General features: G+C 64.7%; 22 protein-coding genes and 1 tRNA gene. 2 read left to right on the top strand and 21 right to left on the bottom strand.

What is annotated here, in order from left to right; genetic code table 11:
• Window positions 1–46 precede the first annotated feature (46 nt).
• The 18 genes from QX041_RS10545 to QX041_RS10460 all read right to left on the bottom strand — a co-directional run bounded on the left by QX041_RS10545 (window position 47) and on the right by QX041_RS10460 (window position 18,375).
• Complete coding sequence (locus tag QX041_RS10545) at window positions 47–1,717, bottom strand: ribonuclease J (RefSeq protein ID WP_315711563.1); 1,671 nt, start codon at window positions 1,715–1,717, stop codon at window positions 47–49.
• Window positions 1,718–2,521 (bottom strand): biotin--[acetyl-CoA-carboxylase] ligase, encoded by an 804-nt coding sequence (locus QX041_RS10540; RefSeq protein ID WP_316165228.1) that lies wholly within the window; start codon window positions 2,519–2,521, stop codon window positions 1,718–1,720.
• Window positions 2,522–3,949: an NADH-quinone oxidoreductase subunit NuoN gene (gene nuoN, locus QX041_RS10535; RefSeq protein ID WP_315711561.1), complete on the bottom strand. Its 1,428-nt coding sequence runs from the start codon at window positions 3,947–3,949 to the stop codon at window positions 2,522–2,524.
• A 29-nt stretch (window positions 3,950–3,978) separates the two neighbouring features.
• Window positions 3,979–5,487 (bottom strand): NADH-quinone oxidoreductase subunit M, encoded by a 1,509-nt coding sequence (locus tag QX041_RS10530; RefSeq protein WP_315711560.1) that lies wholly within the window; start codon window positions 5,485–5,487, stop codon window positions 3,979–3,981.
• Entirely contained in the window at window positions 5,484–7,556 is a 2,073-nt protein-coding gene (nuoL, locus tag QX041_RS10525) for an NADH-quinone oxidoreductase subunit L (protein WP_315750892.1), read from the bottom strand. The genes QX041_RS10530 and nuoL overlap by 4 nt, the downstream gene beginning before the upstream one ends.
• A gap of 65 nt (window positions 7,557–7,621) precedes the next feature.
• On the bottom strand, window positions 7,622–7,930 hold the full coding sequence (nuoK, locus tag QX041_RS10520) for an NADH-quinone oxidoreductase subunit NuoK (RefSeq protein WP_315711558.1): 309 nt from the start codon (window positions 7,928–7,930) through the stop codon (window positions 7,622–7,624).
• On the bottom strand, window positions 7,927–8,565 hold the full coding sequence (locus QX041_RS10515) for an NADH-quinone oxidoreductase subunit J (RefSeq protein ID WP_316165226.1): 639 nt from the start codon (window positions 8,563–8,565) through the stop codon (window positions 7,927–7,929). Before QX041_RS10515 ends, nuoK begins: the two co-directional genes overlap by 4 nt.
• Before the next feature lie 143 nt (window positions 8,566–8,708).
• Complete coding sequence (nuoI, locus tag QX041_RS10510; protein WP_006611003.1) at window positions 8,709–9,197, bottom strand: NADH-quinone oxidoreductase subunit NuoI; 489 nt, start codon at window positions 9,195–9,197, stop codon at window positions 8,709–8,711.
• Window positions 9,198–9,204: 7 nt separating this feature from the next.
• Complete coding sequence (nuoH, locus tag QX041_RS10505; RefSeq protein ID WP_316165224.1) at window positions 9,205–10,275, bottom strand: NADH-quinone oxidoreductase subunit NuoH; 1,071 nt, start codon at window positions 10,273–10,275, stop codon at window positions 9,205–9,207.
• Between the two features lie 10 nt (window positions 10,276–10,285).
• Window positions 10,286–12,355, bottom strand: a complete 2,070-nt coding sequence (nuoG, locus tag QX041_RS10500; protein WP_315711555.1) for an NADH-quinone oxidoreductase subunit NuoG — start codon at window positions 12,353–12,355, stop codon at window positions 10,286–10,288.
• Window positions 12,356–12,454: 99 nt separating this feature from the next.
• A complete protein-coding gene (nuoF, locus tag QX041_RS10495; RefSeq protein WP_315711552.1) occupies window positions 12,455–13,780 on the bottom strand; it encodes an NADH-quinone oxidoreductase subunit NuoF in 1,326 nt (441 codons plus the stop codon).
• 22 nt (window positions 13,781–13,802) lie between these two features.
• Window positions 13,803–14,018, bottom strand: coding sequence for a hypothetical protein (locus tag QX041_RS10490; RefSeq protein WP_315711550.1), 216 nt, complete (start codon window positions 14,016–14,018; stop codon window positions 13,803–13,805).
• Complete coding sequence (gene nuoE / locus QX041_RS10485; protein WP_172109602.1) at window positions 14,015–14,626, bottom strand: NADH-quinone oxidoreductase subunit NuoE; 612 nt, start codon at window positions 14,624–14,626, stop codon at window positions 14,015–14,017. The genes QX041_RS10490 and nuoE overlap by 4 nt, the downstream gene beginning before the upstream one ends.
• Before the next feature lie 14 nt (window positions 14,627–14,640).
• Window positions 14,641–15,600 (bottom strand): FkbM family methyltransferase, encoded by a 960-nt coding sequence (locus QX041_RS10480; RefSeq protein ID WP_315711548.1) that lies wholly within the window; start codon window positions 15,598–15,600, stop codon window positions 14,641–14,643.
• On the bottom strand, window positions 15,600–16,796 hold the full coding sequence (locus QX041_RS10475; RefSeq protein WP_315711546.1) for an NADH-quinone oxidoreductase subunit D: 1,197 nt from the start codon (window positions 16,794–16,796) through the stop codon (window positions 15,600–15,602). The genes QX041_RS10480 and QX041_RS10475 overlap by 1 nt, the downstream gene beginning before the upstream one ends.
• A 14-nt stretch (window positions 16,797–16,810) precedes the next feature.
• Window positions 16,811–17,416 carry an NADH-quinone oxidoreductase subunit C gene (locus tag QX041_RS10470; RefSeq protein ID WP_315750887.1) on the bottom strand — a complete coding sequence of 202 codons (606 nt, stop codon included), beginning with the start codon at window positions 17,414–17,416 and terminating at the stop codon, window positions 16,811–16,813.
• A gap of 12 nt (window positions 17,417–17,428) precedes the next feature.
• Complete coding sequence (locus tag QX041_RS10465; protein WP_173424458.1) at window positions 17,429–18,013, bottom strand: NuoB/complex I 20 kDa subunit family protein; 585 nt, start codon at window positions 18,011–18,013, stop codon at window positions 17,429–17,431.
• Window positions 18,010–18,375, bottom strand: coding sequence for an NADH-quinone oxidoreductase subunit A (locus QX041_RS10460; protein WP_008964559.1), 366 nt, complete (start codon window positions 18,373–18,375; stop codon window positions 18,010–18,012). The genes QX041_RS10465 and QX041_RS10460 overlap by 4 nt, the downstream gene beginning before the upstream one ends.
• Window positions 18,376–18,964: 589 nt before the next feature.
• On the opposite strand from QX041_RS10460, the gene QX041_RS10455 reads away from it, so the two are divergent.
• Window positions 18,965–19,165, top strand: coding sequence for a hypothetical protein (locus tag QX041_RS10455; RefSeq protein ID WP_315711542.1), 201 nt, complete (start codon window positions 18,965–18,967; stop codon window positions 19,163–19,165).
• 194 nt (window positions 19,166–19,359) lie between these two features.
• Here the strand turns inward: QX041_RS10455 and QX041_RS10450 are convergent.
• A tRNA-Asp gene (locus QX041_RS10450) sits at window positions 19,360–19,436 on the bottom strand.
• Between the two features lie 684 nt (window positions 19,437–20,120).
• Here QX041_RS10450 and pepT point away from each other — a divergent pair.
• Window positions 20,121–21,377 (top strand): peptidase T, encoded by a 1,257-nt coding sequence (gene pepT / locus QX041_RS10445; protein WP_315827174.1) that lies wholly within the window; start codon window positions 20,121–20,123, stop codon window positions 21,375–21,377.
• Window positions 21,378–21,394: 17 nt separating this feature from the next.
• Here pepT and QX041_RS10440 read toward each other — a convergent pair whose 3' ends face one another.
• Entirely contained in the window at window positions 21,395–22,252 is an 858-nt protein-coding gene (locus QX041_RS10440; RefSeq protein ID WP_315711540.1) for a class I SAM-dependent methyltransferase, read from the bottom strand.
• A gap of 112 nt (window positions 22,253–22,364) precedes the next feature.
• Window positions 22,365–22,919, bottom strand: coding sequence for a hypothetical protein (locus QX041_RS10435; protein WP_316165223.1), 555 nt, complete (start codon window positions 22,917–22,919; stop codon window positions 22,365–22,367).
• Window positions 22,920–22,991 lie beyond the last annotated feature (72 nt).

Raw genomic sequence — 22,991 nt, 5'->3', positions numbered from 1 at the left:
GACATCCTCCACTTTTCTTTTTGAACGGCCGTTCAGCAGGCCCGCGTCAGACTTCCAACACATGGACGAGACAGATCGGCTTCTTGCCCCACTGCTCATTGACCGCCGAACGCACCGCCCGCCGGACGGATTCTGCCGCGGCGTCAGAATCGCGCCGACGCGCCCGCGGCAGACCTTCGAAGGTGGAAACGACAGCATCGAAGACGATGTCGTCCATCTCCTCGCCCGCCGCATTCTTCTCGGGGATGCCGACCATGTCGACCTCGGGATCGTCGGCCAGCTCGCCCTTCTCGGTGATGGCGAGCGCCACGAAGATGCAGCCGGCAAAGGCCATCTTGCGACGCTCGACCACGGCGCGCGACTTCGAATCCTCGACGATGCTGCCGTCCTTGTAGAGCCGCCCCGCCGGCAGTTGGTCGATGATCCCGGGATCACCGGGGCCGAGCTTGACGAGGTCGCCATTGCGGCAGGTGATGACCTTGGGCACGCCGCAGGCGCGCGCCAGCCTCGCGTGCTCGTGCAGATGCAGCGCCTCGCCATGCACGGGGATCAGGAGCTGCGGCCGCGTCCACGCGATCATGTCGCGCAGCTCGTCGCGGCGCGGGTGGCCGGAGACATGGACGAGATGGTTGCGGTCGGTGATGATCTCGATGCCCTGCTGCACCAGCCCGTTGATGACGGCGCCGACCGCCTTCTCGTTGCCGGGGATGGTGCGCGACGAGAAGATGACGGTGTCGCCCTTGTTCAAGGTGACCAGCGGATGATCGTCATTGGCGATGCGCGAGAGCGCCGCGCGCGGCTCGCCCTGGCTGCCGGTGCAGAGCGCGAGCACCTTGTCGGCCGGGAAATGGCCGTAGAGATCCATGCCGCGGAAGTTCTGCACGCCGTCGAGATAACCGGTCTCACGCGCGACCTGGACCACGCGTTCCATGGCACGGCCGACGATGACGACCTCGCGCTCGGCCTCGCGCGCCGCTTCGGCAACGGCGCGGATACGCGCGACGTTGGAGGCGAAGGTGGTCACGGCCACGCGGCCCTTTGCTTCCTTCACCAAAGCCGCGATCGTCTTGGCAACCTCGGCCTCGGACGGCGAGCGTCCCTCGCGCACGGCATTGGTGGAGTCGCCGATCAGTGCGAGCAATCCGGCATCACCGAGTTCGCGCAGCCGCTTCTCGTCGGTCGGCGCGCCCAGCACCGGCGTCGGATCGATCTTCCAGTCGCCGGTATGCAGGACAGTGCCGACCTCGGTGTGGATCGCCAGCGCGTGCGATTCAGGGATCGAATGCGCGACCGGAATGAACTCGACGTTGAACGGACCGATATCGACGCGGCCGCCGGAGGGGATCACCTTGACCGGGATCTTGGCTGGGAGGCGCTCGGCCTCGCACTTGGCCTCGAACAGTGCGGCGCTGAACTTGGTCGCGTAGATCGGGCACTTCAGCCGCGGCCACAGGTCTATGATCGCGCCGAAATGATCCTCATGCGCGTGGGTCAGCACGAGGCCGACGAGATTGTTGCGCTCCTTCTCCAGGAAAGCGACGTCGGGCATGATCAGGTCGATGCCCGGCAGATGCTCCTCGTCGCCGAAGGAGACGCCAAGATCGATCGCGAGCCATGAGCGCTGGTGGCGATTGCCGAGCCCGTAGATCGACAGGTTCATGCCGATCTCGCCGACACCTCCGAGCGGCGCAAATGTCAGTTCGTCGGGACGTGCCATCTAGACCGCTCCTTTGGATGCGACCGAGCCGAAATGAACATCACCGGCCGTGATCGGCTCCAATCGTCCCTCCGCGGTCCGCACCAGCATACAACCCTGTTCGTCGATCGTGTCGAAAATCCCCTCGATGATAGCATGTCCAGACCTGATGGCGACCGGCTGGCCGAGGCCTGCGGCGCGCTCGAGCCAGAGTTTCCGGATGTCACCGAAGCCCCGTCCCTCGTTCCAGATGCCGAAATACTCGACCCAGGCATCCGACAGCGCCGAGAACAGGTCCTCGGCGGTCACCTGGATGCCGAGGTCCGCCAACGACACCGCCGGTGTCGGGGTATCCAGCGGCGCCGCCACCACGTTGGTTCCAATACCGGCAACCACCGCAAGCCCTTGAGCCACCTGCTCCGCCTCGAGCAGCATGCCGACGATCTTGCGGCCGTCAGCCAGCACGTCGTTGGGCCATTTCAGCGCGAATGACGCGCGTGCTCCGGACCGCAGCGCGGCCTCGATGCTCACCTGGCGCAACGCGCTCTCGATGGAGAGGCCGGCGGCGAAGCCGAGTGTGGCTGCGATCGCAGGAGCCACGTTCAGCACTTCCAGCACGCTCGAGGCCAGATTGCCGCGCGGGGCGATCCACGGGCGCTGGCGCCGGCCGCGCCCGGCCGTCTGCTCAGACGTGACGAACCAGCACGGCGCCCTGCCGCCCTCTCGGGCCGACTTCAGCGCCTCGACATTGGTTGAGCCGGTCTGGTCGAACGTGACGAGTCGGTAGCCAGCCTTGTCAGCCTGGGACCCTAGCGCAAACGTCATCTAGAACAGCGACTTCGCCGCGGCCGCGGCCGCGCTGACCAGCGGGCCGGGATAGGCGAAGAACAGGATGTTGAAGACGCCGGAGATCGCGAGCACCGTGCGCAGCTCGATACGGACCGGATCGAGCGTCGGCAGCGGCTCGTCGAAATACATCGTCTTGACGATCAGGAGATAATAGTAGGCGCCGACCACGCTGGTGAGCACGCCGATCACCGACAGCGTGAACAGCCCGGCCTTGATGGCAGCGACGAAGACGTACCATTTGGCGAAGAAGCCCGCGAGCGGCGGCACGCCGGCCAGCGAGAACAGCAGCATCGCGAAGAAGAAGGCAAGCAGCGGATTGGTGCGCGACAGCCCCGAGAAGTCGCTGATCTTCTCGAACGACTGGCCGTTGCGCTTGATCGCCATGATCACGGCGAACGAGCCGAGCGTCATCGCGACATAGATCGCGATGTAGGTCAGCACGCCCTGCGCGCCCTCGACCGTACCGGCGGCGAGACCGACCAGCGCGAAGCCCATGTGGCCGATCGACGAATAGGCCATCAGGCGCTTGATGTTGGTCTGGCCGATCGCGGCGAACGAGCCGAGCGCCATCGAGGCGATCGAGACGAACACGATGATCTGCTGCCACTGGAAGGTGATGCCGGGAAACGCCGTCAGCGCGACGCGCGCGAACACGGCCATCGCCGCGACCTTGGGCGCGGAGGCGAAGAACGCCGTCACCGGCGTCGGCGCGCCTTCATAGACGTCCGGCGTCCACATGTGGAACGGCACCGCCGAGACCTTGAAGCACATGCCGGCGAACAGGAAGACGAGGCCGAAAATGATGCCGACGCTGCCGGTCTTCGTCGCCGCCGCGATCCCGGCAAAGCTCACCGTGCCGGTGAAGCCGTAGATCAGCGAGGCGCCGTAGAGCAGCATGCCGGAGGACAGCGCGCCCAGCACGAAATACTTCAGGCCGGCTTCGGTCGACTTGACGTTGTCGCGATGGCTGGCCGCGACGACGTAGAGCGCGAGCGACATCAGCTCGAGGCCGAGGTAGAGCGTGATCAGGTCGCCGGCCGAGATCAGCACCAGCATGCCCAAGGTCGAGAGCAGCACGAGGATCGCATATTCGAAGATGCGACGATCGGGCTTCGACAGGAACTCCGCCGACATGATCAGGGTCGCGATCGAACCGATCAGCGCCAGGATCTTCAGGAAGCGCGCATAGCTGTCAGCGATGAAGCTGCCGCCGAAGGCCTGGCCGCCCGGCTGCCTGAGCACGAGGATGCCGACCACGATCAGCAGAGCGACCGCCAACCACGTGACGAGCCCCGTCGTCTCCTGCCCGCGAAACGCGCCCAGCATCAACAGCGCCATGGCCCCCACGGCCAACAACAGCTCCGGCAGCACCACCCAAAGCTGAGGCCCAAGATTCTCGATCATCGTCTGTGTCCCGACCCCTCAAGGTCTCATCATTGGAGCAGCGCGGCGGCCTTCACGGCCGTCACGGCGGTATTGTAGTTGTTGACGAGCTGCTGCACCGACGCGGCCGACATGTCGAGGATCGGCTTCGGATAAACGCCGAACAGGATGGTCAGCGCCACCAGCGGAAACAGGATCACGCCCTCACGCAGGGTGAGATCTTTGATGCTGGCGAGCGACGGCTTGGTCAGCGCACCGAACACCACCTTGCGGTAAAGCCACAACGCGTAGGCCGCCGAGAGGATGACGCCTGATGTCGCGAAGAACGCGGTCGGGATCGACACCTTGAAAGTGCCGAGCAGAGTCATGAACTCGCCGACGAAGCCGGACGTGCCGGGCAGGCCGACATTGGCCATCGTGAACACCATGAACACCAGAGCATAGACCGGCATCCGGTTCACGAGGCCGCCGTAGGCCGCGATCTCGCGGGTATGCATGCGGTCATAGACCACGCCGACGCAAAGGAACAGCGCGCCCGAGACGATACCGTGCGAAATCATCTGGAACACGCCTCCGGCGACACCCTGCATGGTGCCCGCGAAGATGCCCATGGTGACGAAGCCCATATGCGCCACCGATGAGTAGGCGATCAGCTTCTTGATGTCCTCCTGCATCAGCGCGACCAGCGAGGTGTAGATGATCGCGATCGCCGAGAGCGTGAACACCAGCGGCGCGAAGTCGTGCGAGGCCAGCGGGAACATCGGCAGCGAGAAGCGCAGGAAGCCGTAGCCACCCATCTTCAAGAGGATCGCGGCCAGGATCACCGAGCCCGCGGTCGGCGCCTCGACGTGCGCGTCCGGCAGCCAGGTGTGCACCGGCCACATCGGCATCTTCACCGCAAAGGAGGCGAAGAACGCCAGCCACGCCCAGGTCTGCAAGGACCGCGGCACCGCCGTATGCATCAAGGTCGGAATGTCGGTCGTGCCGGCGTTCCAGTACAGCGCCATGATGGCGAGCAGCATCAGCACCGAGCCGAGCAGCGTGTAGAGGAAGAACTTGAACGAGGCGTAGACCCGGCGCGGACCGCCCCAGACGCCGATGATCAGGAACATCGGGATCAAGCCGCCCTCGAAGAACAGATAGAACAGCACGAGGTCGAGCGCCGAGAACGTGCCGACCATCAGCGTTTCCAGGATCAGGAACGCCATCATGTATTCGCGCAGCCGGTTGGTCACCGACTTCCAGCTCGCGATGATGCAGAACGGCATCAGGGCGGTGGTCAAGATCACGAACGGCAGCGAGATGCCGTCGACGCCCATGTGGTAGCTGATGCCGGCCGCCAGCCAGTTCGACTTCTCGACGAATTGGAAGTCGGTCTGGGCGGGATCGAAGCGCAGCACCAGGATCACCGACACCCCGAACGTGATCAGCGTGGTCCACAGCGCGATCCAGCGCGCATTGCGCCTAGCCGCCTCGTCGTCGCCGCGGACCAGATAGATCAGCAGCGCACCGACGATCGGCAGGAAGGTGACGACGGAGAGAATTGGCCAGGTGGTCATTGCTGGCCCCCCATGAACATGAACCAGGTGATCAGGCCGGCGACGCCGATCAGCATGGCAAAGGCGTAATGATAGAGGTACCCGGTCTGGATCTTGACGACGTTGCGCGTGATGTCGAGCACCCGCGCCGAGACACCGTCCGGACCGAAGCCGTCGATGACGAAGCCGTCGCCCTTCTTCCAGAGGAAGCGGCCGAGCCACTTCGCCGGACGGACGAAGATCACGTCATACAGCTCGTCGAAGTACCACTTGTTGAGCAGGAACTTGTAGAGCAGCGGCTGCTGCGCGGCGAGCTCCTCCGGGATGTCCGGACGTCTGACGTAGAAGATGTAGGAGACCACAAATCCCAGCACCATCATGACGAAGGGAAGCTGAGCGAGCCAGGCCGGCATGTGCTCCATGTCTTCGAGAATGTGCGGGTTCATCTTCAGCGACTCGCCGAAGAAGTGCTCGACGCCATGGGGATCGGTGAACACGCCCTTGAACGGGAGGCCGGCCAGGATCGAGCCTGCCGCGAGCACGCCGATCGGGATGAGCATCCAGATCGGGCTCTCGTGTGCGGCATCATAATGATGCTGATCGTGCGGCGTGCCGAAGAAGGTCTTGAACACCAGGCGCCAGGAATAGAACGAGGTCAGGCCGGCGGCGACAATGGTGAGGAAATACGCGTAGGTCGCGAACGGATTGTGCGCGGCGTACGCCGCCTCGATGATCGCATCCTTGGAGAAGAAGCCTGCGAAGCCGGGGAAGCCGGTGAGCGCCAGGGTGCCGACCGTCATCACCGCGAAGGTGTATGGGATCTTGCGCCACAGGCCGCCCATGTTGCGGATGTCCTGCTCGTGATGCATCGCGTAGATCACCGAGCCAGAGCCCAAGAACAGCAGCGCCTTAAAGAAGGCATGCGTGAACAGATGGAACATGCCGACCGAATAGGCCCCTGCTCCCATCGCCACGAACATGTAGCCGAGCTGCGAGCAGGTCGAGTAGGCGACGATGCGCTTGATGTCGTTCTGCACGAGGCCGACGGTCGCAGCGAAGAACGCCGTGGTCGCGCCGAAGAACATCACGACGGCCTGGGCGTTCGGGGCGAGCTCGAACAGCGGCGACAGGCGCGCGACCATGAAGACGCCGGCGGTGACCATGGTCGCGGCATGGATCAGCGCCGAGACCGGGGTCGGACCTTCCATCGCGTCCGGCAGCCAGGTATGCAGCAGGAACTGTGCCGACTTGCCCATGGCGCCCATGAACAGCAGCAGGCAGGTCAGGGTCAGCGCGTCGGCATGCCAGCCGAGGAAGTTGATCGTCTTGCCGGCAAAGCTCGGCGCGGCGGCGAAGATGGTCTCGAAGTCGGTCGACTTCGCCAGCAGGAACACGGCGAAGATGCCGAGCGCGAAGCCGAAATCGCCGACGCGGTTGACGACGAAGGCCTTGATGGCGGCAGCGTTGGCCGACGGCTTCTGGAACCAGAAGCCGATCAGCAGGTAGCTCGCCAGACCGACGCCCTCCCAGCCGAAGAACAGTTGCACGAGGTTGTTCGCGGTCACCAGCATCAGCATCGCGAAGGTGAACAGCGACAGATAGGCGAAGAAGCGCGGACGGTTCGGATCCTCGTCCATATAGCCGATCGAATAGAGGTGGACGAGCGAGGACACGCTGGTCACAACGACCAGCATCACCGCCGTGAGCGTGTCGACACGCAGCGCCCAGGACACCTGCAGCTCGCCGGAATTGATCCAGGGCAACAGCTCTTTCACACCCGCCTCGTGGTGCATGAAGCCGACGCTGATCAGCATCGCCCAGGACAGGCCGGCCGACACGAACAGCAGCGCCGTCGTGATCACCTGCGCCGCCCAGGTGCCGGAGGCCGGCGGCTCGGCGACATGATGGTCGTCGTGTCCGTGGCCGTGATCGTCATGCGCGTGCGCGTCGGCGGCGCCGTGGTGATGACCGTCGTCGTGATGATGCTCGACCGTATCACCGCTCGGATGGCGCGCATGCGCGCCGAGCAGCGCGATCAGGCCGGCCAGGATCGCGCCCAGCAGCGGCAGAAAGACAATGGCCTGGATCATTCGCCCGTTCCCTTACGCATGACCTTGCCGGCGAGCCGGCCCCCATCTGTGCGGATCATGCGCCCTTAGCCCTTCATCATATTGACGTCTTCGACCGCAATCGAGCCGCGGTTGCGGAAGTAGACCACCAGCACGGCAAGGCCGATCGCGGCTTCCGCCGCCGCAACTGTCAAAACCAGCAGCGCGAACACCTGCCCGACGATGTCGCCCAGGAATGTCGAGAACGCCACCAGATTGATGTTCACCGCGAGCAGGATCAGCTCGACCGACATCAAGATGACGATGATGTTCTTGCGGTTCAGGAAGATGCCGAGGATGCCGAGCGTGAACAGCATGGCAGCGACGGCGAGATAGTGCCCCAATCCGATGGTCATTTCACCCACTCCGCCGCGTCCGTGTCCTGCAGCCCCTGCCCGACCGCGACCTTGCGGACCGCCATCGCCATCTCCGGCGTGCGCGCGTTCTGGACGTTGATGTCCTGGCGCTTGACGCTCGCCTTGTGGCGCAGCGTCAGCACGATCGCGCCGATCATCGCCACCAGCAGGATCATGCCGGAGAGCTGGAAGTAATGGATGTACTTCGTATAGAGCACGAGGCCGAGCGCCTCGGTATTGGTGACGTCGGTCGGGATCGCCGCGGTGATCGCCTTCGGCGTCGTCGGGTTGATGACCCAGTAGGACACCGTCAGCAGCAGCTCGAACAGGAAGATGCCGCCGATGACCAGTCCGATCGGCATGTACTGCAGGAAGCCCTCGCGCAGCTCCGTGAAGTCGACATCGAGCATCATGATCACGAACAAGAACAGCACCGCGACCGCGCCGACGTAGACGACCACGAGGATCATCGCCAGGAATTCGGCGCCCATCAGCACGAACAGGCCGGAGGCGTTGACGAAGGCGAGGATCAGATAGAGCACCGAGTGAACGGGGTTCTTCGAGACGATCACCATCACGGCCGAGGCCACGCAGACCGCCGCGAAGAGATAGAAGAAGAGCGCAGGAAGGATCATCGTCAATGCTCCGTCATTCCGGGGCGCGCAACGCGCGAACCCGGAATCTCGAGATTCTCGGTGCGCAATTGCGCACCTGAGGTCTGGTCCTTGGGACCATCCCGGAATGACGCGGGGAATTCAAAAGGGATCATCGGACGGCCTCAGCGGTACGGCGCGTCGAGCGCGATGGCTTTGGAGATCTCGCGCTCCCAGCGGTCGCCATTCGCGAGCAGCTTGGCCTTGTCATAATACAGCTCCTCGCGGGTCTCGGTCGCGAACTCGAAGTTCGGTCCTTCGACGATGGCGTCGACCGGACAAGCTTCCTGGCACAGGCCGCAATAGATGCACTTCACCATGTCGATGTCGTAGCGCACCGTGCGGCGGGTGCCGTCGTTGCGGCGCGGACCGGCCTCGATCGTGATCGCCTGCGCGGGACAGACCGCCTCGCACAGCTTGCAGGCGATGCAGCGCTCTTCGCCATTGGGATAGCGCCGCAACGCGTGCTCGCCGCGAAAGCGCGGCGAGATCGGGCCCTTCTCGAACGGATAGTTCAGGGTCGGCTTCGGCTGGAAGAAGTAGCGCATCGCGAGGAAGAACGCGGAGACGAACTCCTGCAGCAGCAGCGACCGTGCGGTGGCGGAAATGTTCATGACAGCCTCATTTCGGCGCGATGCCGGCGAAGTGCAGCACGCCTGCGACGGTGACCACCATGGCCAGCGACAGCGGCAGGAACACTTTCCAGCCCAGTCGCATCAACTGGTCGTAGCGGTAGCGCGGCACGATCGCTTTCGCCATCGCGATCAGGAAGAACATGAAGAACAGCTTGAGCGAGAACCAGATGACGCCCGGCACCCAGTTGAACGGCGGCAGATCGATCGGCGGCAGCCAGCCACCCAGAAACAGGATCGTCGCCAGCGCGCACATCGTGGTGATCGCGACATACTCGCCGAGCATGAACAGCAGATACGGCGTCGAGCCGTATTCCACCATGAAGCCGGCAACGAGCTCCGATTCCGCCTCGACGAGATCGAAGGGCGGACGGTTGGTCTCGGCCAGCGCCGAGACGTAGAATACCACGAACATCGGGAACAGCGGCCAGACGTACCAGTTCAGGATCGTCAGCTGCGGCAGGCCGATCAGGCTCGCAAGCCCGCGGGTATGCTGCGCCTCGACCACCGCCGACAGGTTCAAGGTGCCGGCGCAGAGCAGCACGGTGATGATGACGAAGCCGATCGAGACCTCGTAGGACACCATCTGCGCCGCCGAGCGCAGCGCCGCCAGGAACGGATACTTCGAGTTCGACGACCAGCCGGCCATGATGATGCCGTAGATCGACAGTGACGAGATCGCGAAGATGAAGAGAATGCCGACATTGATGTCGGCGATCGCCCAGCCGAGATTGGTCGGGATCACCGCCCAGGCCGCCAGCGCCAGCACGCAGGACACCAGCGGTGCCAGCAGGAACACGCCCTTGTTGGCGCCGGCCGGAATGATCGGCTCCTTGAGCACGAACTTCAGCAGGTCTGCGAACGACTGGAACAGGCCCCAGGGCCCGACCACGTTGGGACCCCGGCGGATCTGCACCGCCGCCCAGATCTTCCGGTCGGCCAGCAGGATGTAGGCGATCGCGACCAGCAGGACGACGAGCAGCAGGACGCTCTGCGCGACCATGATGATCAGCGGCCAGAGGAAGCCGGTCCAGAACGAGCTTGCGAAGAAATCAGCCATCAGGTCACGCTCACTCCGCTGCCGTCAGCATCTGCCCGGAAGCCAGACGGGAACATTCCGCCATGACCGCCGATGCGCGCGCGATCGGATTGGTGAGATAGAAGTCGTCGATCAGCGGCTTGAACGGTGCCTTCTCGAGGTTGCCGCCCTTGCCAGCCAGGGTCTTGATGTCGGCGATCTTGCCCGCCTCGATCTGGTCGACGCGGCCAAGATGCGGCACGGCCTTGATGATCGCAACGCGCAGCGCGGCCAGCGAGTCGTAGCCGAGCTTCCTGCCGAGCACGTCGGACAGCGCCCGGATGATCGCCCAGTCCTCGCGTGCCTCGCCCGGCGGGAATGACGCCCGGCCCGTCATCTGCACCCGGCCCTCGGTGTTGACGTAGAGCCCGGACTTCTCGGTGTAGGCAGCCCCCGGCAGGATGACATCGGCACGATGGGCACCGCGGTCGCCATGGGTACCGATGTAGACGACGAAAACGCCCTCGGGCACATCGACCTCGTCGGCGCCGAGCAGGAACATCACGTCCATGGTGCCGAACGTCGTCATCTGCGCAGCCGTGAGGCCGGTGCCGTTGAAGCCGATGTCGAGGGCGCCGACCCGCGAGGCGGTGTCGTGCAGCACGGCAAAGCCGTTCCAGTCGTCGCGCACGGCGTTGACGTCCATCGCGATCTTGGCGGCCAGCGACAGGATCGCGCCGCCATCGTGGCGCGCCGCGGCGCCGGCACCGACCAGCACGATCGGGTTCTTGGCGTTGCGGAAGGTGGTCGCAAACGAGTGCTTGCCGGCGGCGACGTCGCTCAGCGAGTCCGTGCCCGCGCCGATGTGCTCATAGGCATAGGTCAGGTCGGCCTTGGGACCGACCACGCCGACCTTGAGCTGGCCCGAGCGCCAGCGCTTGCGGATGCGGGCGTTGAGCACGGCCGCTTCCTTGCGCGGATTGGCGCCAATGATCAGGATCGCGTCGGCCTGCTCGATACCCGCGATGGTCGGATTGAACAGATAGGACGCACGGCCGAGCTTGGCATCGAAGCTGTCACCGCCTTGCACCGCGACGTTGGTCGAGCCGAGCTTGGCGAGCAGATCCTTGAGCGCGAACATCTCTTCGACCGCGGCGAGATCGCCGGCGATCGCGCCGATGCGCTTGCCGTCGATGCGCGACAGCTTGGTGGCAATCGCCTTGAACGCCTCCGGCCAGGAGGCGGCGCGCAGCTTGCCATCCTCGCGAACGTAGGGACGATCGAGCCGCTGCGTGCGCAGGCCGTCGACGACATGGCGGGTCTTGTCGGAGATCCACTCCTCGTTCACGGCATCGTTGATGCGCGGCAGGATGCGCATCACCTCGCGGCCGCGGGTGTCGACACGGATCGCCGAGCCCACGCCATCCATGACGTCGATCGACTGCGTCTTGCCGAGCTCCCAGGGGCGTGCGGCGAAAGCGTAGGGCTTCGAGGTCAGCGCACCGACCGGGCAGATGTCGACCAGATTGCCCTGCAGCTCCGAACTCAGCGCCTGCTCGAGATACGTCGTGATCTCCATGTCCTCGCCACGGCCGATCGCGCCCATTTCCGGCACGCCGCAGACTTCCGCCGAGAAGCGGACGCAACGCGTGCACTGGATGCAGCGGTTCATCGAGGTCTTGACCAATGCGCCGAGATACTTGTCCTCGACGGCGCGCTTGTTCTCGGCGAAGCGGCTGGTGTCCACACCATAGCCCATCGCCTGGTCCTGCAGGTCACACTCGCCGCCCTGGTCGCAGATCGGGCAGTCCAGCGGATGGTTGATCAGAAGGAATTCCATCACGCCTTCGCGCGCCTTCTTGACCATCGGCGACCGCGTCGAGATCTCCGGCGGCTCGCCCTTCGGGCCCGGCCGGCAGTCGCGCACGCCCCAGGCGCAGCTCGCGACCGGTTTCGGTCCGCCCTTCACCTCGACGAGGCACATCCGGCAGTTGCCGGCGATCGACAGCCGCTCATGATAGCAGAAGCGCGGGATCTCGGCGCCCGCCGCCTCGCACGCCTGCAACAGCGTGTACTCCGGCGGCACATCGATCTCTTTGCCATCGATGATGATCTTGGTCATTGCCTCACATCTCTCTCAAACCACGGACCACCGCGCCGCTGCGCACCGTGAGGGCGCGAGCGCGGGGAAAACGTTGCTGGCGAACCGGGCCGCCATCACCTACTCCGCCGCTACCATGTGCGCGGGATCGCGCACGCCCACGTCGTCGACATCGGCCTTGTGCGAATACTGGTCAATGCGCGCCTCGATCTCGTGACGGAAATGCGTGATCAGCCCCTGGATCGGCCAAGCTGCCGCGTCGCCCAGCGCGCAGATCGTGTGGCCCTCGATCTGCTTGGTGACTTCGAGCAGCATGTCGATCTCGCGCTTGTGCGCCCGGCCCTCGGCCATGCGCGTCAGCACGCGCCACATCCAGCCGGTGCCCTCGCGGCACGGCGTACACTGGCCGCAGCTCTCATGCTTGTAGAAGTAGGAAATGCGCGCGATCGCCCGGATCAGGTCGGTCGACTTGTCCATCACGATCACGGCCGCGGTGCCGAGGCCGGAGCGCAGCTTCGACAGGCTGTCGAAATCCATCGGCGTATCGATGATCTGCTCGGCCGGCACCATGCGCACGGACGAGCCGCCGGGGATGACCGCCTTCAGATTGTCCCAGCCGCCACGGATGCCGCCGCAATGCTTCTCGATCAGCTCGCGGAACGGGATGCCCATCGCCTCTTCGACGTTGCAAGGCCGCTCGACGTGACCGGAGATGCAGAACAGTTTTGTGCCGACATTGTTCGGACGGCCGATGCCGGCAAACCACGCGGCGCCGCGGCGCAGGATGGTCGGCGCCACCGCGATCGACTCGACGTTGTTGACGGTGGTCGGGCAGCCATAGAGGCCGACGTTCGCTGGGAAAGGCGGCTTCAGCCGCGGCTGGCCCTTTTTGCCTTCGAGGCTCTCCAGCAGCGCGGTCTCCTCGCCGCAGATATAGGCGCCGGCGCCATGCGCGACATAGAGATCGAACGGCCAGCCATGGATGTTGTTCTTGCCGATCAGGTTGGCCTCATAGGCCTGATCGATCGCCGCCTGCAGCCGCTCGCGCTCGCGGATGAACTCGCCGCGCACATAGATGTAGCAGGCATGCGCGTTCATCGCGAAGCTGGCCAGCAGGCAGCCCTCGACGAGATGATGCGGATCGTGCCGCATGATCTCGCGATCCTTGCAGGTGCCGGGCTCGGACTCGTCGGCGTTGACCACGAGGTAGCTCGGCCGACCGTCGGTCGATTCCTTCGGCATGAACGACCATTTCAAGCCGGTCGGGAAGCCGGCGCCGCCGCGGCCGCGCAGGCCGGAAGCCTTCATCTCGTTGATGATCCAGTCGCGACCTTTTTCGATCAGCGCCTTGGTGCCATCCCAGCTGCCGCGCCGGCGTGCGCCTTCGAGGCCCCAATCATGCAGGCCATAGAGGTTGGTGAAGATGCGGTCCTTGTCGTCGAGCATGATCAGACGGCTTCCTCGGGTGTCAGCGGTTCGACTGCATGGTGGCGATGAAGGCGGCGCAGCCGCCGAACACCAAGGCCCACAGCAGACTGGACTCCAGCGTCGCATTGAGCGCGAACCGCTGCAGCACGAAAATGAAAGCGGCGGCTGCGAGCGTATGCAGTGCCACGTAGCGCCAGTTCTTCATTGCGGCGCCCTCTTCGGTCAGGGCCGCAACGCGGGTGCGATTGCGGCTCATGTCTTCTCCTTCAGCGTGGTCGGCCCGCCCGCCGGCGCCGAGAACTGGCGGCCATTCTGCGGACCCGGCGTCGGCAGGTTGCCGGTCGCGAAGCCGTCGAGCACCTTGCCGAAGCTCTCCGGCGTCAGGTCCTCATAGGTGTCCTTCCAGACCTGCACCATCGGCGCGTTCACGCAGGCGCCCAGGCACTCGACCTCTTCCCAGCTGAAGTCGCCGTCCTTCGACAGGTGGAAGGGATCGTGATGGATGCGATGCTTGCAGACCTCGATCAGTTCTTCGGCGCCGCGCAGACGGCACGGCGTGGTGCCGCACACCTGCACATGCGCCTTCTTGCCGACCGGCTGCAGCTGGAACATCGTGTAGAAGGTCGCGACTTCGAGCACGCGGATGTAGGGCATGCCGAGCATGTCGGCGACGACGCGGATGGCCGCCTCCGACACCCAGCCCTCGTTCTGCTCCTGCGCGCGCCACAGGATCGCGATCACGGCCGAGGCCTGGCGGCCTTCCGGATATTTCGCGATCTGCGCTTTGGCGAAGGCAAGGTTCTCGTCCGTGAACGCAAAGCTCGCGGGCTGGACTTCCTTCGGGGCAAGACGGCGGACGGACATGGCTCTTCAATCTTTCATTGCATGCGGCGCGCGGCACTTGCATTGAGCGCTGCGACGCGATTCTGCCAGAAGGCACTTGCAGTTCCGAACACGTTATAGCCGACGTGGGCGGACGCCTTGATCCGGTCGAGGATCGACAGCTCTGTCACGGTCTCAAGGCGGCCGCTTGCGGGGTCGTAGACCATCAGTTGCATCGGCGTCTGATCGAGGATGTAGCGCGAGACCGTATGGTTGCGATCCTGGCCGTGCTCCTCGCACAGGATCATGCTGTCGGTCGCGAGCAGCCGCGCCCCGCCCTTGATCGCCTCGATCTCGACGCCCTCGACGTCGAGCTTGATCAGGTACTTGCCGGAAGCGGCGACCTTGCCGTCGTCGATCAGATCGTCGAGCGCCATCACCGGCACCTGCTCGCCGCCGGCGTTGTCGCCGGCGATACTGAAGGCCTCGTGCTTGGTACCGGTGAGATGCGCGACGCCGCGGCGTTCGCCGATGGCGCACTTCATCACTTCGAAGCGGCCGCCGTTGATCTGCGCATTGTTCGCGAGCTTGGCGAAGTTCGCCGAGGACGGCTCGATCGCGATCGCCTTGTGCGCGCCGTAGGGCGTGCTCGACACCAGCACCGACCAGTAGCCGTAATTGGCCCCGCCGTCGATGAAGGTGTAGTCGACATCGACAGTGCCGAGAAACAGGAACTCGAGTTCGTCCTCATAGTGATAGTCGCGGTTGAGCAGCTTGCTCCAATAGCCGTCGCCATAGGGAAACTCGAACACGGCGTCCGGGTTGAGCTTCACCGCGATGTCGCGTTCGGGCAGCGCCAGCCGCAGCAGATTGGCACAGCGGTTGTAGCCGCGATGCGAGAAATGCGAGGAAATCTTCGAGCCGGTCGACAGCGCCAATGCAGCCGTGCGCTCCCAGAGGTTCGCTCCTTCGAGCGCTCCGGAAGCACGATCGAACTGGATCGGCGCATGGCCCATCAGCGGTCCACCTCTCCGAACACGATGTCGAGCGAGCCGAGAATGGCCGAGACGTCGGCGAGCAGATGGCCGCGGCAGATGAAATCCATCGCCTGTAGATGCGCGAAGCCCGGAGCGCGGATCTTGCACTTGTACGGCTTGTTGGTGCCGTCGGCGACGAGATAGACGCCGAACTCGCCCTTCGGCGCCTCGACGGCCGCATAGATCTCGCCTGCCGGCACGTGCACGCCTTCGGTGTAGAGTTTGAAGTGGTGGATCAGCGCTTCCATCGAGCGCTTCATCTCGCCACGGCGCGGCGGAGCGATCTTGTTGTCGGTGATCATCACCGGGCCCTGCCCGTCCGGTGCTCGCAGCTTCTGGATGCACTGCTTCATGATACGCACCGACTGCCGCATCTCTTCCATGCGGATCAGATAGCGGTCGTAGCAGTCGCCGTTCTTGCCGATCGGAACGTCGAACTCCATCTCGGCATAGACGTCGTAGGGCTGCGACTTGCGCAGGTCCCAGGCCGCGCCCGAGCCGCGCACCATCACGCCGGAGAAGCCCCACTCCCAGGCCTGCTTCAGGGTCACGACGCCGATGTCGACGTTACGCTGCTTGAAGATGCGGTTGCCGGTGAGGAGCCGGTCGAGATCGTCGACCACCTTCAGGAACGGATCGCAGAATGCGTCGATGTCGTCGATCAGCTTCGGCGGCAGGTCCTGGTGGACGCCACCGATGCGGAAGTAGTTGGCGTGCATGCGCGAGCCGGAGGCGCGCTCATAGAACACCATCAGCTTCTCGCGCTCCTCGAAGCCCCACAGCGGCGGGGTCAGCGCGCCGACGTCCATCGCCTGGGTGGTGACGTTGAGCAGATGCGACAGCAGCCGTCCGATCTCGGAGTAGAGCACGCGGATCAGCTGGCCGCGGCGCGGAACCTCGATGCCGAGCAGGCGTTCGGCGGCGAGGCAGAAGGCATGCTCCTGATTCATCGGCGCGACGTAGTCGAGCCGATCGAAATAGGGCATCGCCTGCATGTAGGTCTTGGTCTCGATCAGCTTCTCGGTACCGCGATGCAGCAGGCCGATATGCGGATCGACGCGCTCGACCACCTCGCCGTCCAGCTCCAGCACCAGGCGCAGAACGCCGTGCGCGGCCGGATGCTGCGGGCCGAAATTGATCGTGAAGTTGCGGAGGGCCGGGCTCTGCTCGTTCATGCTCGCGCTCCCACTCACTTCGTCGCCTTCTCGTCGCCGGGCAGCGGATAGTCCGCACCTTCCCAGGGCGACAGGAAATCGAACTTGCGGAATTCCTGGTTGAGCCGCACCGGCTCGTAGATGACCCGCTTCTCCTGATCGTCGTAACGCACCTCGACGAACCCCGTCGTCGGGAAGTCCTTGCGCAGCGGATGGCCGTCGAAGCCGTAATCCGTCAGCAGGCGGCGCATGTCCGGGTGGCCGACGAAGATCACGCCGTAGAGGTCGTAGGCCTCGCGCTCGAACCAATCGGCGCCCGGAAAGACATCGATCAGCGACGGCACCTGCGTCGTCTCGTCGGCCTCGGCCTTCAGCCGGATGCGCGCGTTCAGCGTCGGTGACAGGAAGTGATAGACAACATCGAAACGTTTGGCGCGCTCAGGATAGTCGACCGCCGTGATGTCGGTGATGTTGACGAAGCGGAGAGCCGGATCGTCGCGCAGATGTGTCACGACCTCGACGATCCGGGCGGACTCCACGTTCACCGTGAGCTGATTGAAAGCGACCGTATGGCCGATCGCAGCGCCCGGGAGCGCGCTTACGATCGTCTGCCCAAGGGCGTCGAGCCTGCCGTCGTCCATAACGAAAAACCTTCAGCGTTCGATGGTGCCGGTGCGCCGGATCTTCTTCTGCAGCAGCAGCACACCGTACAGCAGCGCTTCGGCGGTCGGCGGACAGCCGGGCACGTAGATGTCAATGGGAACGATGCGGTCGCAGCCGCGGACCACCGAATAGGAATAGTGATAGTAGCCGCCGCCATTGGCGCACGACCCCATCGAGATGACGTAGCGCGGCTCCGGCATCTGGTCGTAGACCTTGCGCAGCGCCGGCGCCATCTTGTTGGTCAGCGTGCCGGCGACGATCATCACGTCGGACTGGCGCGGCGAGGCGCGCGGCGCGAAGCCGAACCGCTCGACGTCGTAGCGCGGCATCGAGACCTGCATCATCTCGACGGCGCAGCAGGCCAGGCCGAACGTCATCCACATCAGCGAGCCGGTGCGGGCCCAGGTGATGAGATCGTCAGCGGTGGCGACGAAGAATCCCTTGTCCGACAGTTCGTGCCTGACCTCGAGGAAATACGGGTCGTTGGCACCGATCGGCCTGCCGGTCGCGGGATCGAGAATGCCCTTCGGGGCCGGAGCGATCGCCGGCCCGGTCGAGGACGTGGTCGGGCTCAATCCCATTCAAGCGCGCCTTTCTTCCATTCGTAGGCAAACCCGACCGTCAACACGGCCAGGAACACCAGCATCGACCAGAAGCCGGCCGCGCCGAGCTTGCCGAATGCGACTGCCCAGGGGAACAGGAAGGCGACTTCGAGGTCGAAGATGATGAAAAGGATGGCAACCAGATAGAAGCGGACGTCGAACTTCATGCGGGCGTCGTCGAACGCATTGAAGCCGCACTCGTACGCGGAGAGCTTCTCGGGATCGGGCTGCTGGTAGGCGACCAGGAACGGCGCGATCAGCAGCACCACCCCGATGATGGCTGCGACACCTATGAAAACGACGAGGGGGAGATAGTTCTGAAGGATGCCGGTCATCGGCGCCACTTTCCTCTGCGGTTTCGGTGCAAACCGCAGACTCGTTGCATTGGAATTGGTCGAAGCCTTAGCGCAGCGCACCAAGCCGCGCAAGACAAGCCGTCTCGCCGGTGTCATCCCTCCCCACATTGCGGAAACCCGGACACACCGAGCAACGGCGCCGCGGATGACGCGTGCAGGAGCCGCATTGCAGACCCGCAGCATTACGGTGCCGCACGGTCCAACGCAGGACGCTGAGGCGATCAGCAATCGCGAGGACGCACGCCGGTGTGCGCAGGCTGGCTGGTCGGAGACGGATGCGGATCAGCGCTCGATCGGGAGATCCAAACGAGGCGACGGGACCGTCACCCGATAGGCTTCCGTTACCGCGGGAGATGGTCACGAAGGGCCGCCGGATCAAGATCATCCGCGACCGCCGTCGATACCGGCACCGCCGCGCGCTGTTAACCCCGGCCGCATACTCCCGATTGCCGCCGCGGCGGCTGCAACCGATGAAACCATTTTGAGGAAACGAAGAAACGGGATCGAAACAAAGCGGGGTTACATGTGCAGGCAACAAAGTGGCGCTCTGAGACGCCGGGAGGCTGACATGAACCACTCGCTGCATTCCGCAGACCGATCGACCCATCTGAAGATCGTCGTCGTTGCCCTGGTCGCCGGCATCGCGGTGACCGCTTTCGGCATCGCGACCCGCGCCAACGTCGACTACAGCCAGACGGCATCGCACGTCGTGAAGGCAGGCAAGCCGGTGACCATGACGAGTTCCAGCGACTCGATGGTCGTCCGCTGAGGCCACTGCTCCGCTGCCATCTGACGGCAATCGCAGGCCACCCGCCGGGTGGCCTTTTTCATGCCCGATCGGAAAATCGGCGACGGAGCACTTGCAGTCCGGCGGAGCGCTAGGTCGTAGACGGGAAGGGATCGCGCGGCGGCGCTGCTTGCACCGGCGGACGGATCATATCGAAAGCTAAGCCATTGAAAACATGGCGCGAGAGACGGGGCTCGAACCCGCGACCTCCGGCGTGACAGGCCGGCGCTCTAACCAACTGAGCTACTCCCGCGTGATCGCGAAATCCGCGGAGGAGTGCGACTTAAAGGGGCGATGTTTCGAAGTCAAGGACAATGAACCGACAGCTGTGCGAAGTCCTTGATGGGAGGCAATGCAGGACGCCCGATCTCCTTGGCTGGGCCCGGGCAGCCGACGTTAGTCGCCACACGATGATGGGCCAAATCGACCTGTCCCGCGTCTCTCCTTCCGGACCGCGGCAACCCCGCCCCGCGGCGGCGGCGCTGGCGGTCGCTTCGCGACGACGTCGCAGGCCGGATATGGCAAAATGGGCGCCAAGTCCGACCGCGCATGCTTCCGACCGGGCATTGAAATTTCCGGCCGCCGACCCCACCGAGGCGCACTTGCTGACCAGGAAGCGAGTGAGAGGAGATTCCTCGCGGACGCTGCCCACGAATCGCCCGCCACCGGTGCGAGGAAGATGAGCTTCGAATCGCCGGAGTCGGTATCCTGCAGGTGGCGCGCGCCGGAGTGCGCAATCCTGCTGTCGGCGAGGCGGTGCTGATCAACGCCGGCCCGCGACCCGCCGTATTCCGCACGGGAGCTGGCGGACGATCTTTGATCAGAGCGGAAACCATTGATAGGTTGCCACCCCCTGGTATCTGGTATGCAATAACTGATATATTAGTATACTGATACCTCCAGTAACGTCTCCCTCTCTCTCTCTCTCTTGGTGCCCATGTCCGACCCGCTTCGCAGCTACACCCACTCCGTCACCGAGCGCCTGCTCCGCTACGCCGCGATCGACACCCAGTCGGACCCGACGTCGCCGACCTGTCCTTCGACGCTCAAACAGAAGAATCTCGGCCGGATGCTCGCAGCCGAGCTGCAGGCAATGGGCCTCTCGGACGCCCACCTGGACGACCATGGCTACGTCTATGCGACCATCCCCGCCACCACCGACAAGGCCGTGCCGGTGATCTGCTTCTGCTCGCACATGGACACGTCGCCCGATTGCTCCGGGGCCAACGTGAAGCCGCAGATCGTGCGCAACTACCAGGGCGGCGACATCGTGCTGCCGGGGGACCCGAGCCAGATCATCCGTGCGGCTGAGCATCCTGCATTGAAGGACCAGATCGGCAACGACATCGTCACCACCGACGGCACCACCCTGCTCGGGGCCGATAACAAAGCCGGCATCGCCGAGATCATGGACGCGGCGCAGTTCCTGATCAGCAATCCGCAGATCAAGCATGGCACCATCAAGATCCTGTTCACGCCGGACGAGGAGATCGGCCGTGGCGTCGACCGGGTCGACCTGAAGAAGCTCGGCGCCGACTTCGGCTACACGATGGATGGCGAAACCGCCGGCAACATCGAGGACGAGACCTTTGCCGCCGACGGCGCCACCATCCTCATCAACGGCGTCAGCGCCCATCCCGGCTTTGCCAAGGGCAAGATGGAGCACGCGATCAAGATCGCGTCCGCAATCGTCGATCGGCTCCCGAACGATGGCTGCTCGCCGGAGACGACGGAGGGCAAGGAAGGCTTCCTGCATCCGGTCGGGATCTCCGGCGCGCTCGAACAGGCGCGACTCGACTTCATCGTGCGCGATTTCAGCGAGCAGGGCCTGCGGCAGAAGGAAGCGCTGCTCGAGGACATCGTCAGGGATGTCCTGAAGGACTATCCGCGCTCGAGCTATCGGATGGAGGTTCGGCAGCAATACCGCAACATGAAGGAGGTCATCGATCTGCATCCGGAGATCGTGACCTATGCCGAGGAGGCGATCCGCCGCACCGGCCTGACGCCGGTCAGGACATCGATCCGCGGCGGCACCGACGGTTCGCGGCTGTCGTTCATGGGCCTGCCCTGCCCCAACATCTTTGCCGGCGAGCATGCCTTCCACTCGCGTCTCGAATGGGTCAGCGTCCAGGACATGGAGAAGGCGGCGCAGACCATCGTCCATCTGGCGATGATCTGGGAAGAGCGATCCTGAGCGCCGTCCGGCGCGCGTCAGACGCGCGCCGTCACCAGCCAGATCGAGCCGGCGAGCGTCACGCTGTCGCCGCGTACGTACTGCGTCAGCAGCTCGCGGACCGACTGCCGCGCCGCCTCGCGCGTCTCCTGGGGATGCCCCTCCAGCGCGCGGCTGGCGGGGCCGATTTCGAACGCCGACTCCACTGCCGCCTCGAGACCCTGCCCGCGGGCGATGTCGAGTGACAGCGCATGCGCCTCCAGCGCGACGTCGCTGAAGCCGGCCTCGCCGAGGATCCGCGCCACTCGCGCTTCGGATGCGAAGGCGAACGGGCCAGGATCCTCCGGCGCCATCTCCGGCAGCTTCGGGACGTGACGATAGACCGCCTGCAGCGGCGCGATCATCCAGGGATTGGCCTTCGGCTCGCGCCAGCAGGCGAACACGACCCGGCCGCTCGGCTTCAGCGCGCGGCGGATGTTGGCGAACGACGCCACCGGATCGGCAAAGAACATCACCCCGAACCGCGACACCAGCAGATCGAAGCTCGCCGGCGCGAACGGATACACGGTCGCGTCGGCCAGCACGAACTCGGCGGGAAGCCCGGCCGGCGCCACCGCGCGCGCCCGCTCGAGCATCGGTGCGGAGATGTCGACGCCGAGAACGGAGCCGCCGGGCGCCACCTGCCCGGCCAGTGCGATCGACAAACCACCACAGCCGCAGCCGATGTCGAGAATGCGATCACCCGGCTTCGCGGCGATACGCTCGATCAGGATCTGCGACACCGGTGCGAGCAGGATATCCTGCGCCTCCTGGCGATCGGACCAGCGCTGGCCGCCGGGCCCGTTCCAATAGGCGATCTGGTCGGCGTTGCGGTCGTCCCCTGCCGGCAATTGCATGATGTGCCCTGTCTGATTGAGGTCATCGCAAGAGCCGGCATGGCGCATGCAGCCGCCTGTCCTGTCAAGGTACGAGGCCGCGATGCGCTTGAGGAAGAAAGTGGGCCGTTCCTCACCACGGTTCGGAGAGACTTTCGCCGATGGCGAGAGCGCTCCAACGTCGGCTCAGACGCGCGAACTTCTGTCGGATGGCGTCGCGCCGCGCCGGCGTGTAGGCCGCGCGCTCCTCCGCTGACATCCCGTCCAGCAGACTGCGCGCCGACGGTGCCATCTCGGCCCCGCGCGCCCGCAGCGCCGGATCGTCAGCCTGCTGCAGCCAGTCCTGCCAGCACACATATGTAGCGCGCTCGGAGCGGGCATAGTCCTCGCTGCGATCCGGCATCAGGCGCTGGTCCCTGGTCTCATGCCTGCGACGCAGCCGCGCGGCCTCGCGGGACGAGGTCGCATGCGGGACCAAATGAAAGGTCCCGGCCGTGCCGCCGGCCGCGAGCCGCCCGAATACGGCGCCGTCAATCCCGAGATGCTTTTCGACGATGAAGTGTTGCAGATCATGCGGCATCCAGGGATCGAAGCCAGGCGCCGGGCTCATTTCGAGGGTGTGTCCGTCGCCGAGCGTCGCGCGCACCGCGTAGCGGCGTTCGCCGGTGCGGACGAAGGAAACAGTCATTGGCGGTCGCGGACGACGAGACATGGGACACTCGCAATTGGCAGCTGCGGCTGAACAACGGCCCCATCATAC

The sequence above is a fragment of the Bradyrhizobium sp. SZCCHNRI2009 genome (assembly GCF_032485115.1).
In the GTDB taxonomy this organism is placed as follows: Bacteria; Pseudomonadota; Alphaproteobacteria; order Rhizobiales; family Xanthobacteraceae; genus Bradyrhizobium.
This window is presented reverse-complemented; position numbering and strand designations above follow the sequence as displayed.